Raw genomic sequence first — 13,572 nt, 5'->3', positions numbered from 1 at the left:
TTTTATGCGCCTTACAAAACGCATAGCGCGCTTAGCTGGGTCGGGCACGACTGCGCCACCCACCGCGACGTCGTGGGGTCGCGATACTTTGGCGCCCTTCGTGCAGCACTTCGGTCATAGGATGATCCGGATTGTCGCCGCTGTAGCGTGTCAACAGCTGATCAATCGTTGGCACAGGACGCATCGCATCCGGCAGGCTAAGCGCCCAATCCAGAAAGATTGTGCGGCATTCGGATTTAGTGATGCCATCGATGCGATAGGCCTCGTAGATCAGGCCTTTGGGGTCGATTGTATCGCCTTTTGCAATCATGTTGCTTTCCTTGCTGCACCGACGGCCTTGTCGATCACGGCGCAGGCCGCTGCATGTGTCCGGGCCAACTTTGCCTCGGCCGCGGCCACATCGTTTTCTTGGGTTGCGCGCAATAGGACAGCAATGCCGCTTGATCCGACTGTGTCCGGCCCCACTGCATTCGTGCTGAGCAATCTTGCTGCCATTTGCACCGCCCATAACATCCCATAGGCGTCATTCAACACTTGCGCGCCTGCGTCGTCTAGCACGCCAACAGCGACGCACGCCGCCAACCCGCCCGCCACGCTTTGTTTGTGTTCCGGCGTCAGCACAGTGCCGGTTTGTGACAGCAATTCGATGTCTTGCATGCGGCCGGGGCCGATCTTGGCATCCCAAATACCGGTCGGAGGTTTCGCAGCAGCAATACGCGCGCGCATGGTAGCCAATTCCGACAGCACGTCGCTTTTCACACGGGGGCAGGCCAGTACTTTGGCGCGAAAATCGGTGATGTGTTGGCTGAGGTCAGACGGCCCCGCAACGCAGACCGCGCGCACAACGGCCAGATGTTCCCACAGCCATGCCTCGTTCATTTGATAGCTTTGATAGGCCAGCCAACTGGTCGCCACAGGCCCCTGATTGCCCGAAGGACGCAGACGCATGTCGACTTCGTACAGTCGCCCTTGCGCCGTTTGCGCGGTGATTGCAGTGATCAAAGCCTGCGTGAGACGGGTGTAGTACGGACGTACAGACAGAGGTTTTTCACCGGTCGAGGTTTCGGCCCCATCCGGGTCATAGATCACAATGATATCAAGATCAGATTGCGGTGTCAGCAACCCTGCCCCAAGGCTGCCCATCGCCAAGATCGTCGCACCGCGCCCGGGTGGCGGCCCAAAGCGGCGGCCAAATTCATGTTGGACCTCGGGCCACAAGGCCACAAGGGCCGCGCGGGCCAAATCGCTGTACTGCTGCCCGGCCTCGGCTGCATCTGTGAGGTTGCGCAGGTGGTGCACGCCAATGCGAAAGTGCCATTCCTTTTTCCACAGGCGGATCGCATCCAAACGCGCTTCGTAGTCAAGTTCGGCTGCCATCCGCGCCGTTGCCTCTTGGGCCAACGCGTCCTGTCCGGGCCAAGGCGCAAAGAAACTGCCCCCGATCACAGCATCCAACACACTGGCATTGCGCGACAAATAATGCGCCAGCGCCGGTGACGTGGCCACAATGTCGACAAGCAAATCGACCAATTGCGGGTTCGCCTCGAACAATGAAAACAGCTGCACCCCGGCAGGCAAACCGGCCAAAAAACCATCAAATGCCGATATCGCCTCTTGAGGTTTGCTTGCAGCCCCAAGGCGGGCCAGCAAAACCGGTTCGATCCTATCAAAGACTGCCGCCCCGCGTTCCGAACGCAGTGCGGGATAACCGCGCCAGCGTGCTTGGGTGGCCTCGTCGATCTCAAAGCTCGGGATGTCGGGTGCGACCGTTGAAGGCGCAAAGAACCCTTCGGTTTCGGTGTGGACTGCGGACAGGCGTGCCGTCAATTCGGACTCAAGGTCTGTGCGGTCACAGTCCATCATTGCAGCCAATCGATCAAACTCATCCTCGGACACCGGCAGCGCGTGGGTTTGCGCATCGCGCACCATTTGGACGCGATGTTCGACCGTGCGGTGAAAGCGGTAGTGATCAGACAGATCAGCCGCGACATCCGGCTTGACCCAGCCCTTGTCGGCCAGTTGCGCAAGCCCCTGCACCGTGCCGCGCACACGCAGGTCTGTATCGCGCCCGCCGGAAATCAATTGCCGCGTTTGGGTAAAGAATTCGATTTCGCGGATCCCACCGCGCCCCAGTTTCATGTTGTGTCCCGGCAAGGTTATCGGCCCGCCCGTCCCTTTGTGGGCGCGGATCGCAAGGCGCATGTCATGGGCATCTTGCACAGCGGCAAAGTCCAGATGACGACGCCACACAAACGGGCGCATGTCGTCCAAGAACGCAGTGCCAGCGGCGATGTCTCCGGCACAGACGCGCGCCTTGATATAAGCGGCCCGTTCCCACGTGCGCCCAACACTTTCGTAATACCGCTCAGCCGCGCCGGTCGACACGACCACAGGCGTCACAGCCGGATCCGGGCGCAGGCGCAAATCCGTGCGAAACACGTATCCATCACCGGTGTGATCATTCAGGGCCGCCGACATGTCCTGCACAGCACGCACACAGGCCTTGCGGATCAGCGCATGATCTTCTGGCGCATGGCGGGTTTCGTCAAAAAGGCAGATCAGATCGACATCGCTGGAATAATTCAGCTCAAACGCGCCCATCTTGCCCATGGCAAGCACAAACAACCCCACATCCGGCCCCGGCAGTTTGCCGCGCTTGACCTGCTGCGCAATGGCGGCCTTGAGTGCCGTATCACAGGCCATGTCCGCAAGTCGCGTCAACGCACCTGTTACCTGTTCCAGTGACCACGCACCGCCGAGATCAGCCAAGCCAGACAAAAGCGCGACGCGCCGTTTGGCCTGTCGCAACGCGGGCCGTAGTGCAGCAAGGTCACCGACAGGCGGTGCCAATGCATCCTTCATTGCGGCGTCGGCATCTTGCAACGCGTCGGGCAGCCATGCCGCTTCTTGCGCAATCAACTTAGTCAGATACGGGCTGCACGCGGCCGCCCCATGCACCAAATCGCGCGCTGTGCCTGTCAAAGACGGCATCAATGCCAAAGCCTCTGCCCCTCGTTCTGGGCGAAAGGGTCGCGGTGTTCGGATGATATGATCAGATATGCGCATGGGCGCACCATTCAATCGACGCGCGGCGGCGTCAATGCCTCTTGCACCTGTTCGGGCGACACGGCACGTTCAGGACCATGAGTAAAAGTTTAAAACGCGTGCGCGCGGTACTGGATGCCGCCGCCATCGACACTGAAGTGATAGAAACGCCGTTGGCACGCACTGCGGCCGACGCAGCGCAGGCCATCGGTTGCGAGATCGATCAGATCGCGAAATCCATCATCTTTTTGGGCCAAGACAGCGGGCGCGCTGTTTTGTTCATCACGGCAGGCGGCAACCGCGTCGACCCAGACAAGGCCGCCGCTGTTGCGGGCGAACCATTGGGCAAAGCAGATGCAGCCCTGATCCGCGCACAGACCGGATTTGCCATTGGGGGCGTATCGCCTGTGGGCCATGTGTCGCCCATCCGGGCATTTTTCGACCTGCGTCTGTCAGAATTTGATTTAATTTGGGCAGCAGCTGGCACACCGCACCACGTTTTCCGTGCAAATCCCGCTGATATTTTGAAAATCTCCGACGCGCAACAGACTGATTTTACGTCGTAATCTGGATATATGTAAAATACCTTCACATAAAGGCTTGCACAAAAGCGTGATCATACCAATCTATGTAATGTGAAAGGCATTCACATAAACGATCACCCAAGGGCCACGCCCACATCCGCGAAAGGTTTGAAAATGACATCCATGTCCACAAATGTCCCGTCCACGCAAAATGCCGGAGGCTGGTTCACACGCGCCGAACGCTGGCTTGACGACAAGGGCAAGGGTGCCTGGATCGCGGCCATGGTGCTTGGGTTCATCTTTTTCTGGCCCGTTGGCCTCGCCCTTCTGTTCTACATGATCTGGAGCAAACGCATGTTTTCGAAATCCTGCAACACCACCCGCATGAGCGCCACAATGAACACTATGCGATCGACCGGCAACGCAGCCTTTGACGCATACAAATCCGACACTCTGCGCCGCCTCGAAGAAGAACAACACAACTTTGAAGCCTTCCTTGAACGGCTGCGTGAGGCAAAAGACAAATCCGAATTTGACGAGTTCATGGACGAACGCGCCAAAGCCGCCCAATCCGAAGACTAAATTTAAGCCCCCTGCCATTTGGTGGGGGGCAAGCCCCCCGAAACGGAGCCACACATGCGCCTCGCAGATCCTATCACCCAACCGCAATTCTACCGCGACGTGACGACCAAGCGATTGATCGCATGGGTGATTGATACGATCATAATTGCGCTGATCAGCTTGATTATCGTGCCATTTACAGCGTTTATTGCCCTATTTTTTATCCTCGGGCTTATGGCGGTTGTTGGCTTTATTTACCGCGTGATCACGCTGGCCACCGGATCTGGCACATGGGGCATGCGGCTGATGGCTATCGAAATTCGCGACCACTCAGGTGCACGTCTGGATACCAGCCAAGCCTTTCTGCACACGCTTGGTTACACGATCAGCTGGGCGATAACCCCGCTGCAATTGATCTCAATCGTGCTGATGGCGACATCAAACAAGGGCCAAGGTCTAACAGACAATTTCATCGGCACAGCAGCGATGAACCGGAAAGCACGCGCCTGAACCGCGTTCCGCTCTTGCCTCGCAGTACATCCTTGATATCATCTCGCGCAATTCATTCAGGAATCTCATGCGCCATACGCTTCCCATTGCTCCGCAGTTTTATGTAACTGCGCCTCAACCCTGTCCCTATTTGGATGGACGGATGGAACGTAAACTGTTCACCGCATTGCAAGGCGACAACGCAGAAAAATTGAACAACAGCCTGTCGCAGCAAGGATTCCGGCGTTCGCAAAACGTGCTGTATCGCCCGTCCTGTGCCGACTGCTCCGCCTGCCTGTCAGCGCGGATCGATGTGTCGGCCTTTTCACCGCGCAAAAGCCAAAGGCGCACGAACAAACGCAACACCGATCTAGTTCGGCGCGCAACGTCACCTTGGGCAAGCGAAGAACAATACGAACTGTTCCGAACATATCTCGACAGCCGTCACGCCGATGGCGGCATGGCCGATATGGATGTGTTTGAATTCGCCGCCATGATCGAAGAAACCCCGATCCGCAGCCGCGTCATCGAGTACACCAAAGAAGACAGCCGCACCTTGATCGGAGTATCCCTCACAGATGTACTGAGCGACGGGCTCAGCATGGTCTACAGCTTTTATGCCCCTGATATGCCGCAACGCTCGCTCGGGACGTATATGATCCTCGATCACATCCGCATCGCGCAGGAAGCAAACTTGCCTTATGTCTACTTGGGGTACTGGGTGCCCGGCAGCCAAAAGATGGGCTACAAATCCAAATTCGCCGGGCTCGAAGTCTACATGGGTGGAAAGTGGCAAAAAATGTCCGACCCGCAAAACTTCGAACCAAATACCCATCCCTTGTCCACAGACCCGATCGCCGAACAAGTGGCTAATATCTCGCTGCCCGACACGCGGTCCACACGCTACCCCCCCCCCTGATTTCTTTGGGTCCAAAACACCTCGGGGTTTGGGGCAGAGCCCCAACGGCGCGCCAGCGCCCTCTATCAATATAACGAAATAAGGGCGGCCCAACGGGCCGCCCTTTCCGTTGGATCACATGTCCAAAGTATCAGTTCGGGATCAAATCCGGGATCAACGTCACAATCCCCGGCACAAACCAGAACAAGGCCAGTGCCGCTACTTGGATCAACACAAACGGGATGATGCCGCGATAGATGTGGCCCGTCGTGACTTCCTTGGGTGCAACTCCGCGCAAGTAAAATAGCGCAAAGCCAAAGGGTGGCGTCAGGAACGACGTTTGCAAGTTTACCGCGATCATAATCGTCACCCACTTAGGATCAAACGTACCGCCATAAATGACAGGGCCAACAATCGGGATAACGATGTAAATGATCTCAAGGAAATCAAGCACAAAGCCTAAGATGAACAGCACCAACATCACGATCAAGAATACAGTCAGTTCGTTGTCAAACGATCTCAGGAACTGCTGAATATAGTGCTCGCCCCCAAAGGAGATGACCACAAGGTTCAACAATTGCGACCCGATCAGAATGGTGAACACCATCGATGTCACCTTGGCCGTTTCCCGCACCACAGGCGTCAACACACCCGACGTGTAAAGGATGTAGCAGCTGAACAGCAGACCAAACAACGCATACAGATATGCCGCATAGGCCACAAAGAACGCGATCCAGCTTTGGGCCGTCACGGTGTCTTGGTTGATACGCAGATCAAAGTTCACCCCGATCAAGATCGAAATCAAAATCGCCAGCGTTGACCAAATGATCACCTTCGGGCTGCGGTCCATGTCATTCAGCTTGCGATAGGCCGCCAACATGATGGCCCCACCTGCACCCAATGCAGCTGCCGGTGTGGGGTTGGTAATCCCACCCAAGATCGAGCCCAGAACCGCAACGATCAACACCAGCGGAGGAAAGACCACGCGGATCAGCTCGTTTTTCGAACATCGCTTCGTGGCCTCAATCACGCCGTACATGATCAGCGCAAACGGCAGCGCCATCACAACCACATAATAGCCCGATGAATTCAACGGCCCAATCAGCGCAATGTCGACCAACAAGGCCAGCACCACACCAATACCACCAATCAACAATGGCTTTGGATCGCTGCTTGGCGAAATGCCACGCGCTGTTGTCAGGATCAGACCCAGAACGATCAGAAGGATCGCTGTACCGGTACCAATCGGCGCGGCATTGTCCAACAAATCATCCAAAGCCGTTGCCAATTCTTCTTCGCTCAGGCGTTCGGATTGTTGCTGACCACCAGCGGCGGCGATTTCTTCTTGCTGCGTGATCGCAAGATCCCATGCCTCTTGTCCGTGCAAGTCGATCATCGAGATTTTGCATTCTTCGCTCACGTTCGTGCGCAGGCTGGCCGCAGCACCGATGTCAGAGAACGACGAGATAGTCGTCGACTGGGTGCCCACCACGTTTAGCGTTCCCAAAAGGATCGTGCCCACAACCATCAGCGCAGGCGCGCCAAGGAACCATGTGAACGCTTCTGATCGTGTAACCGGTTCGGCATTGGTGCTGCCCATTTCGACCGCAGGGGCCTTTTCAGGGTTCAACAGCGCGTAACCAAAGGCGTAAAGCGCATAAAGCAGTGCCAACATGATCCCCGGCAGCAAAGCCGCCTGAAACAGCGTGCCCACAGACACAACCGCAGGCTGGCCCAAATACGTCAAAGCATCGGTACAACCGGCTGCAACCGCGCGCTTTTCTTGTGCCGAAGAATACAAATCCCCCGCCAACGTGCCCAGCAAAACGATCACAATAGAGGGCGGAATGATCTGCCCCAACGTGCCCGAGGCCGCAATCACACCCGTCGAAAGTTCTGGCGAATAGCCGTTGCGCAACATCGTTGGCAGCGCCAGCAAACCCATGGTCACAACCGTCGCGCCCACAATCCCAGTCGAGGCCGCAAGGAAGGCACCAACCACAACAATCGACACAGCCAAACCACCCGGCAGCGGGCCAAAGACGCGCGCCATCGTGGTCAAAAGGTCATTCGCAATCTTGGAGCGTTCCAGCGTGATGCCCATCAAGACAAACATCAAAACCGCCAACAGTGTCTCGATCGACTGCCCCGCCAACACGCGTTCGTTCATCCGGTTCACAACAAAGGATACGTTGCGATCCAAGGCGACTTCCCAGCCCGATGGAAACACAGGTTCAGAAATCCGCGGTAAGTCCGGATAATTGAATATGGATATTTCCTCGGGTTTGATCCCGGAGTTCACCAAATCCCGAAAGGCTTGGCTGCTTTCGTCCAAAGCCGCGTGGATCAACAGACCCGCACTGTCGAGTGCCGCGATGATCCCAAAGGAAATTATCCCAGCCCCACCAATGGCAAACGCCACCGGAAAGCCGGAAAGGATGCCGCCAAACAGGCAGACAAAGACGATGATCAGGCCAACTTCTACGCCATCAAGTCCAAAAAACATTGCTTACTGTCCTTGTGTATTCGTGCAGGCGCGTGTGGCCCGGATGCAATTCAGGCAAAGATTGAAACGGGTCATTAGTGTGTGCCCTCGTATGCTTCTTCGCCGTCACCAAGGGAATCGCGGTCAATATACTTCCCGACACTTTCTTCGCCTTCGCGCCACTCAAGGAACGAGCGCATGAAGAACGCGATGCCTTGCAGGAATACCATGCCCGCAAACGTCACCAGAAGGATCTTGAACAGGAAATAACCGTTAAAGCCGTTGGGGCTAAAGCCGATGGTTTCCACACTCCAGCGCACAGCGCGCGAGGTGCGCATCAACCGCTCCAGATCATAGCTGGCCGCAGGGTTCGGCGTGATCAGGTGGCGCCACAGGAAGTACCAGCCATAAAGCCAAATCAGCGTCGCCGTCGGAAGCATAAAGAACAGCGACCCAAACATATCAATGACCCGCTTGGCGCGGTGGCTAACGGCCGCATAGATCAAGTCAACGCGCACATGGCCGCCCTGCACAAAGGTGTAGGTGACGCACAGGCACACGACCATGGCGTTATAAAGCTTCAGTTCTTCGGCAAACCAAGAGATGTCAAATTGCAGCGGAATCCCAAAACCGAACGAGATATCAGGGCGGGTAAAAATTCGCTGCATGAATACGATGATGATCTGCTGCAGAACCATCAAAAGGCCCGCCCAAGCGGCCAAGCGGCCAACCCCGTTGGCAATGCCTTCAAGCACGCGCACACAGCCCCACATGAAGGCGTTGCGCCAGATGCCAACGCCGATCACCGTCACGACAACGGCCAGCACAGCAAAGAAAAATTCAGTTGAGCCACCATAGTAGACGAACCGCATCAGCGATTCCTTGTCTTCGGTGGTGTTGGCCCATGACAACCAGTCAAGCCAAGACGCGGGATGCGTGATCGCATACAAGATATTGTAAAAGCCCAACACAAGGCTTTGCACAAACCAGATCACGCCGTCAGCCAAAGCCGCTAAAGAGCCACCTGTTTCGGCGACGTTATCGTTTTCCATTGCTGTATTCCCCCGACAGTCCAAGCACGTGGTCGCGCCGACTGTTCCCCCGTCATCTTAAATGTCCCAAGGGCCCACACTGTGAGGGCCCTTGAAAATGTCGTAAATAGGTTGGCTTAGCCGCCCAGAACGCGCACGCGCTGTTCAACATAGAAACCATCGGACTTGTTGATCCAGCTGGCGGATGTTGCCAGGCTTTCTTCGAACGAGGCACGTGTACGTGCGAACAGTTCGTCGCCCATGTTCTCGTCCATGACCTCAGCAGAGGCGGCACCAAATGCATCCCAAACATCGTCGCTGAACTGCAGGGTTTTAACGCCTTGCTGTTGCAGACGTGCAAGTGCTGCACCGTTGTTGGCCAGTGTTTCGGACAGCTGGAAGTATGTTGTCGCGCGCGACGCACCTTGCAAGATGGCTTGGTGCTGTGGCGTGAGGTCGTTCCAGACGTCAAGGTTGACGTTGGCAACCAAAGCCGAACCCGGCTCGTGGAAACCAGCAGTGTAGTACACTTTGGCAACTTCTTGGAATCCGGCGCGTTCGTCGGCCATTGGGCCAACCCACTCCAGACCGTCCAGCGCGCCCGAAGACAGCGCTTGGTACAGTTCGCCACCTGGGATGTTCTGAACAGATGCGCCCAGTTTACCCAGTACTTTGCCGCCCAGACCTGGCATACGGAATTTCAGACCGTTGAAGTCGTCAGCCGATGCGATTTCGTTGCGGAACCAACCACCGGACTGCGAACCGGAGTTACCCGCCAACAGGCCTTTGAGGTTGAAGATGCTGCCCAGCTCGTCGTGCAGCTCTTGGCCGCCGCCGTGCTCGTACCAGTTGGTCACTTCTTGGGCTGTGCCGCCGAAAGGAACCGCTGTGTAGTAAGCAAACGCAGGGTGCTGACCGATGAAATAGTAGTCAGCCGAGTGGTACATGTCTGCTTGGCCCGAGGACACAGCATCAAACACTTCGAACGCGCCAACCAGCTCACCGGGGGCTTTTTTGTCGATGGTCAGCTGACCGTCGGACATTGCGTCAACGAATTGCTCAAGATAGCTGGCCGCGTCATCCAGAACCGCAAAACCGCGGGGCCAGGATGTAACCATTGTCAAAGTGCGCTTGCCCTGTGCGTAAGCAGGTGCTGCGAGTGTGGTTGCCGCTGCTGCGGAACCGCCAAGTGCAGATGTCTTCAGAAATGAACGACGATCCATAGAGATACTCCTCCCAATTATAGTTGAACGACCCCAGCGCGTTTACGTCGGGGCGTTTCGAGTGAAGCCACCGTAGCGATGAGAGGCCAGATGGGAATACCTAGTACTGCGTAGAAAACCCCCAAAAGTGCGATTTGGTCAGGTTTTAATACCAATTTCACCAATTCTTTACCGTGCCTTTTGCGGCGTGGGGTGCGTCATTCGCTGCTGTGCCCTTTGATTCGCATCAATTTCCGCGTATCGAATCATCTGTGCTACTAAACTTGCCTGTCCTGCGCCTAAGCTATGCGCAAAAGCTATCACTTGTGGCCGCGATCCCGCTTATTCTGGCAGTCGGGGCCATTGCGGTTCTTGTGACCATACAATCGCGTGCTTTGGCAGAACGCGAAATCCAAACGCTTGAAACCCAGTTGATCGAAGCCAAAAAACGCGAGCTACGTAACTATGTCACCCAAGCGCGCAACGGGTTTTACTTTATCTACGGCAACGCATCGCCAAGCGACCAACTGGCCAAAGATCAGGTCGCGCAAATTCTTGCCGCGATGATCTATGGTGATGAAGGGTTCTTTTTCGTCTATGACTATGACGGCACTGCCTTGGTCAATCCGCGCCAAACAGAGATGATCAACAACAATCACTTGGACTTGACCGACAGCCGCGGCACCGCAGTTGTCGTTGATTTGATTGACATTGCCCGCCAAGGCGACGGCTATCTGACCCATCTATGGCCCAAACCATCAAACGGCCAAGAGGCCGAGATGATCACCTATGTCACCTCGTTTCCGTCATGGCGGTGGGCTGTCGGAACGGGTGTGTTCATCGATGATGTGCTAACGTCGGTGGCGGCGGCCCGCGCCGATGTTGAGGCCCGCATTCAGCGTACCTTTTACTATATTTCCGCCATTACCTTAACGGCTCTGTTGATGGTCTTTGGTTCTGGCATGGCGTTGAATTTGCGCGAACGCAGGTTAGCCGACGCCAAATTGAAAAAGCTGACACAGCGTGTGTTTGACGCCCAAGAAGAAGAACGCGGTCGTGTGGCACGCGAATTGCATGACGGGATCAGTCAAATGCTTGTGGGCGTACGCTATGCTCTCGATTCGGCGCGCCGCAAAGTCGACAAAGGCAGTGGGGATGCAAAAACACCTTTGCGCCAAGGCATCGACAATCTGGGCACCGCCATTTCAGAAGTCCGCCGTATCAGCCGCGATCTGCGCCCCGGCGCCCTTGATGATCTTGGTCTTGGTCCGGCGCTTAAGGCCTTGGTCGAGGATTTTGCACAGCGCACCGGCGTTGAGGTCGTTTTTAACACTGTCGTGTTCCGCAACCGCTTGGATCAAAACGCCAAGATCGCGCTTTATCGTATCGCCCAAGAGGCCCTGACAAATATCGAACGTCACGCGAAGGCGACACGCGTGACAATGGATTTGCGCGGGCACAAACGTGGTGCCACCCTGCGCATCAGTGACGATGGCATCGGCATGAACTACACAAGCCGCCAACGTGCCAACGGCATCGGTCTGCGCAATATGCAAGAACGTGTGGACCAACTGGATGGGCAATTGCGCATCCTCTCAAGCGGCAGCGGCGCAATCGGCACTGTGATCGAGGCCTCCGTTCCGCTAACACACCTGCTGCCACCTGATCCGTCTGTCCCTCAAAAGGAACCTGCAAGCGCATGACGTCTTCTGCCACTCTTCCGGCTTCGGCCCCCTCCTCCGCACCAGCTCCATTAATCCGCGTGTTGATCGTAGACGACCACCCGATGGTTGCCCAAGGCATCCAATCAGTCTTGGAAGATCACGACGGGATCGAAGTTGTCGGCACTCTTGGCAATGGTCGCGCAGTGATTGAACAGCTTGGCACATTGAATCCAGATGTGATTTTGATGGACCTCAATATGCCAGGTATGAGCGGTTTAACCGCCACCGAACTGGTCATAGAACAACGCCCCGGCACCCGTGTCCTAATTCTGTCGATGCATGACAGTCCCGAATATATCTCGTCTGCACTGAGCCACGGCGCCATGGGCTATGTTCTAAAGGACGTGCCCACGGAAAAAATCGCAGACGCAATCGAAGCCGTGATGCGCGGCGAGCAATATCTGTGCACCGGCGCAAGCTGCGCGATTGCCCCGCGCAATGCAGATGTGCCGGGCGCACTTACGGGACGTGAACAAACCATCTTGCTGAAACTGGCCCAAGGTCTGTCGAATAAAGAGGTCGCTCAGGCCCTCGATATTTCAGTGCGCACGGTGGAAACTCATCGCAAAAACATCAAGCGCAAGCTTGGAATATCCTCGACTGCGGGGCTGACACGATACGCCTTGGAACATGGCATGTTACAAGGCACCGGAATTGCACTTTGAGCGCGCTGGCTAACGCTTTGTTCACCAAAGTCCCGGTAGGGTCGGTTTATGAACGCTGTCACACATATCGACCCGCCTGAAACTCTTTCTGTTTCGACACTGATTACCCAGCGTCGTGCCGCCATCGACCTGATCACAACCACGCGTGCAAAAATGATCCGTGCGTCGCTTTTTGCCAATTACCTGTTTCGTCAGCATCCTTTTCAGCCCGAAAGTCAGGCGGTTCGCCAATCTTGGCTCACAGCGTTACAAGTACAATTGGATGACTTGGAGCAAGTCTGTGAGTTGATGGAAGGTGATAACTCTCGCAATTCTGTGCATATTGATATCGCCACATGGATCGCCGGCCACGCGGCGATGAACCACCAGACCGTTCAAACGCTGGCGACAATGCGCACGATGACACAGGCACTGGTCGACGCCGCCCATAGAAATGATTCAAACGCCTTAGAAAGGGCAATCGTCGCGCACCACAATTTTGGTCGCGTCCACCTTTTTGAAGCAGTCACCACATTCATCGACGTTTTGTGGTCCGACCTTGACGAAAATCGCAACAAAGAAGTCGAACGGGCAAACGCCACGGCATCCGCAATCGACAAAACACTGCGGCGGTTGGAACATATCGGCAAACACGTCCGCCTCGTTTCGCTCAACGCTTCGGTTGAGGCTGCGCGCGTCGGGGATGCAGGTCGCGGTCTTGGCGTGATCGCTGTGGAATTCAAGACATTGGCTGAAGAAATCCAGCGCCTTGCCGTCACAGCCCGGGCGGATATTACGTCGATGGAACGCCAATAAGAAATGGCTGCTCCGGCTCAGGGCGAAGATCATCCAAAATTTTGCGATCCTTGCCTCAATCTGAATTTTTGCGCAAGAAAATGTCGCATTTTTCGACCCAAGGGACATTAATTTATGATATTTGCCTGTTGACGCCCTTTTTTCCGGCGCATA

The 13,572-nt window shown here is 55.8% G+C and carries 12 protein-coding genes; 7 read left to right on the top strand and 5 right to left on the bottom strand.

Features of this window, described 5'->3' with window-relative positions:
• Positions 1-31: 31 nt before the first annotated feature.
• The gene (locus ABJF76_RS03330) at positions 32-310 is read right to left on the bottom strand and encodes a hypothetical protein (protein ID WP_413820555.1); all 279 of its coding nucleotides are present in this window, start codon (positions 308-310) and stop codon (positions 32-34) included.
• Positions 307-3,066: a glutamine-synthetase adenylyltransferase gene (locus tag ABJF76_RS03325; protein WP_413820556.1), complete on the bottom strand. Its 2,760-nt coding sequence runs from the start codon at positions 3,064-3,066 to the stop codon at positions 307-309. The genes ABJF76_RS03330 and ABJF76_RS03325 overlap by 4 nt, the downstream gene beginning before the upstream one ends.
• Positions 3,067-3,143: 77 nt before the next feature.
• On the opposite strand from ABJF76_RS03325, the gene ABJF76_RS03320 reads away from it, so the two are divergent.
• The 4 genes from ABJF76_RS03320 to ABJF76_RS03305 all read left to right on the top strand — a co-directional run bounded on the left by ABJF76_RS03320 (position 3,144) and on the right by ABJF76_RS03305 (position 5,538).
• On the top strand, positions 3,144-3,611 hold the full coding sequence (locus tag ABJF76_RS03320) for a YbaK/EbsC family protein (protein ID WP_413820557.1): 468 nt from the start codon (positions 3,144-3,146) through the stop codon (positions 3,609-3,611).
• 132 nt (positions 3,612-3,743) lie between these two features.
• Entirely contained in the window at positions 3,744-4,151 is a 408-nt protein-coding gene (locus ABJF76_RS03315; protein ID WP_413820558.1) for a DUF2852 domain-containing protein, read from the top strand.
• Between the two features lie 54 nt (positions 4,152-4,205).
• Positions 4,206-4,640 carry an RDD family protein gene (locus tag ABJF76_RS03310; protein WP_413820559.1) on the top strand — a complete coding sequence of 145 codons (435 nt, stop codon included), beginning with the start codon at positions 4,206-4,208 and terminating at the stop codon, positions 4,638-4,640.
• Between the two features lie 67 nt (positions 4,641-4,707).
• The gene (locus tag ABJF76_RS03305) at positions 4,708-5,538 is read left to right on the top strand and encodes an arginyltransferase (RefSeq protein WP_413820560.1); all 831 of its coding nucleotides are present in this window, start codon (positions 4,708-4,710) and stop codon (positions 5,536-5,538) included.
• A 130-nt stretch (positions 5,539-5,668) separates the two neighbouring features.
• Here ABJF76_RS03305 and ABJF76_RS03300 read toward each other — a convergent pair whose 3' ends face one another.
• From ABJF76_RS03300 to ABJF76_RS03290, 3 genes are all read right to left on the bottom strand, one after another.
• Positions 5,669-8,023 carry a TRAP transporter large permease gene (locus ABJF76_RS03300; protein ID WP_413820561.1) on the bottom strand — a complete coding sequence of 785 codons (2,355 nt, stop codon included), beginning with the start codon at positions 8,021-8,023 and terminating at the stop codon, positions 5,669-5,671.
• Positions 8,024-8,097: 74 nt separating this feature from the next.
• Positions 8,098-9,054 (bottom strand): TRAP transporter small permease subunit, encoded by a 957-nt coding sequence (locus tag ABJF76_RS03295; RefSeq protein ID WP_413820562.1) that lies wholly within the window; start codon positions 9,052-9,054, stop codon positions 8,098-8,100.
• A 116-nt stretch (positions 9,055-9,170) separates the two neighbouring features.
• Entirely contained in the window at positions 9,171-10,256 is a 1,086-nt protein-coding gene (locus ABJF76_RS03290) for a TRAP transporter substrate-binding protein (protein WP_413820563.1), read from the bottom strand.
• A gap of 251 nt (positions 10,257-10,507) precedes the next feature.
• Between ABJF76_RS03290 and ABJF76_RS03285 the strand changes: the two genes are divergently transcribed.
• Genes ABJF76_RS03285 through ABJF76_RS03275 form a run of 3 tightly spaced genes read left to right on the top strand, consistent with a single transcriptional unit; the run spans position 10,508 to position 13,419 of the window.
• A complete protein-coding gene (locus ABJF76_RS03285) occupies positions 10,508-11,938 on the top strand; it encodes a cache domain-containing protein (protein WP_413820564.1) in 1,431 nt (476 codons plus the stop codon).
• Positions 11,935-12,624, top strand: coding sequence for a response regulator transcription factor (locus ABJF76_RS03280; RefSeq protein ID WP_413820565.1), 690 nt, complete (start codon positions 11,935-11,937; stop codon positions 12,622-12,624). Before ABJF76_RS03285 ends, ABJF76_RS03280 begins: the two co-directional genes overlap by 4 nt.
• Positions 12,625-12,672: 48 nt before the next feature.
• On the top strand, positions 12,673-13,419 hold the full coding sequence (locus tag ABJF76_RS03275; RefSeq protein WP_413820566.1) for a methyl-accepting chemotaxis protein: 747 nt from the start codon (positions 12,673-12,675) through the stop codon (positions 13,417-13,419).
• The last annotated feature ends 153 nt before the right edge of the window (positions 13,420-13,572 follow it).

This window comes from Tateyamaria sp., from assembly GCF_039940735.1.
Taxonomy (GTDB): Bacteria; Pseudomonadota; Alphaproteobacteria; order Rhodobacterales; family Rhodobacteraceae; genus Tateyamaria.
This window is presented reverse-complemented; position numbering and strand designations above follow the sequence as displayed.

Coding starts and splice junctions, on each gene's coding strand:
- ABJF76_RS03305 (WP_413820560.1), top strand. CDS start 4,708: ATGCGCCATACGCTTCCCATTGCTCCGCAGTTTTATGTAACTGCGCCT.
- ABJF76_RS03280 (WP_413820565.1), top strand. CDS start 11,935: ATGACGTCTTCTGCCACTCTTCCGGCTTCGGCCCCCTCCTCCGCACCA.
- ABJF76_RS03330 (WP_413820555.1), bottom strand. CDS start 310: ATGATTGCAAAAGGCGATACAATCGACCCCAAAGGCCTGATCTACGAG.
- ABJF76_RS03275 (WP_413820566.1), top strand. CDS start 12,673: ATGAACGCTGTCACACATATCGACCCGCCTGAAACTCTTTCTGTTTCG.
- ABJF76_RS03290 (WP_413820563.1), bottom strand. CDS start 10,256: ATGGATCGTCGTTCATTTCTGAAGACATCTGCACTTGGCGGTTCCGCA.
- ABJF76_RS03315 (WP_413820558.1), top strand. CDS start 3,744: ATGACATCCATGTCCACAAATGTCCCGTCCACGCAAAATGCCGGAGGC.
- ABJF76_RS03300 (WP_413820561.1), bottom strand. CDS start 8,023: ATGTTTTTTGGACTTGATGGCGTAGAAGTTGGCCTGATCATCGTCTTT.
- ABJF76_RS03325 (WP_413820556.1), bottom strand. CDS start 3,066: ATGCGCATATCTGATCATATCATCCGAACACCGCGACCCTTTCGCCCA.
- ABJF76_RS03295 (WP_413820562.1), bottom strand. CDS start 9,054: ATGGAAAACGATAACGTCGCCGAAACAGGTGGCTCTTTAGCGGCTTTG.
- ABJF76_RS03320 (WP_413820557.1), top strand. CDS start 3,144: ATGAGTAAAAGTTTAAAACGCGTGCGCGCGGTACTGGATGCCGCCGCC.
- ABJF76_RS03310 (WP_413820559.1), top strand. CDS start 4,206: ATGCGCCTCGCAGATCCTATCACCCAACCGCAATTCTACCGCGACGTG.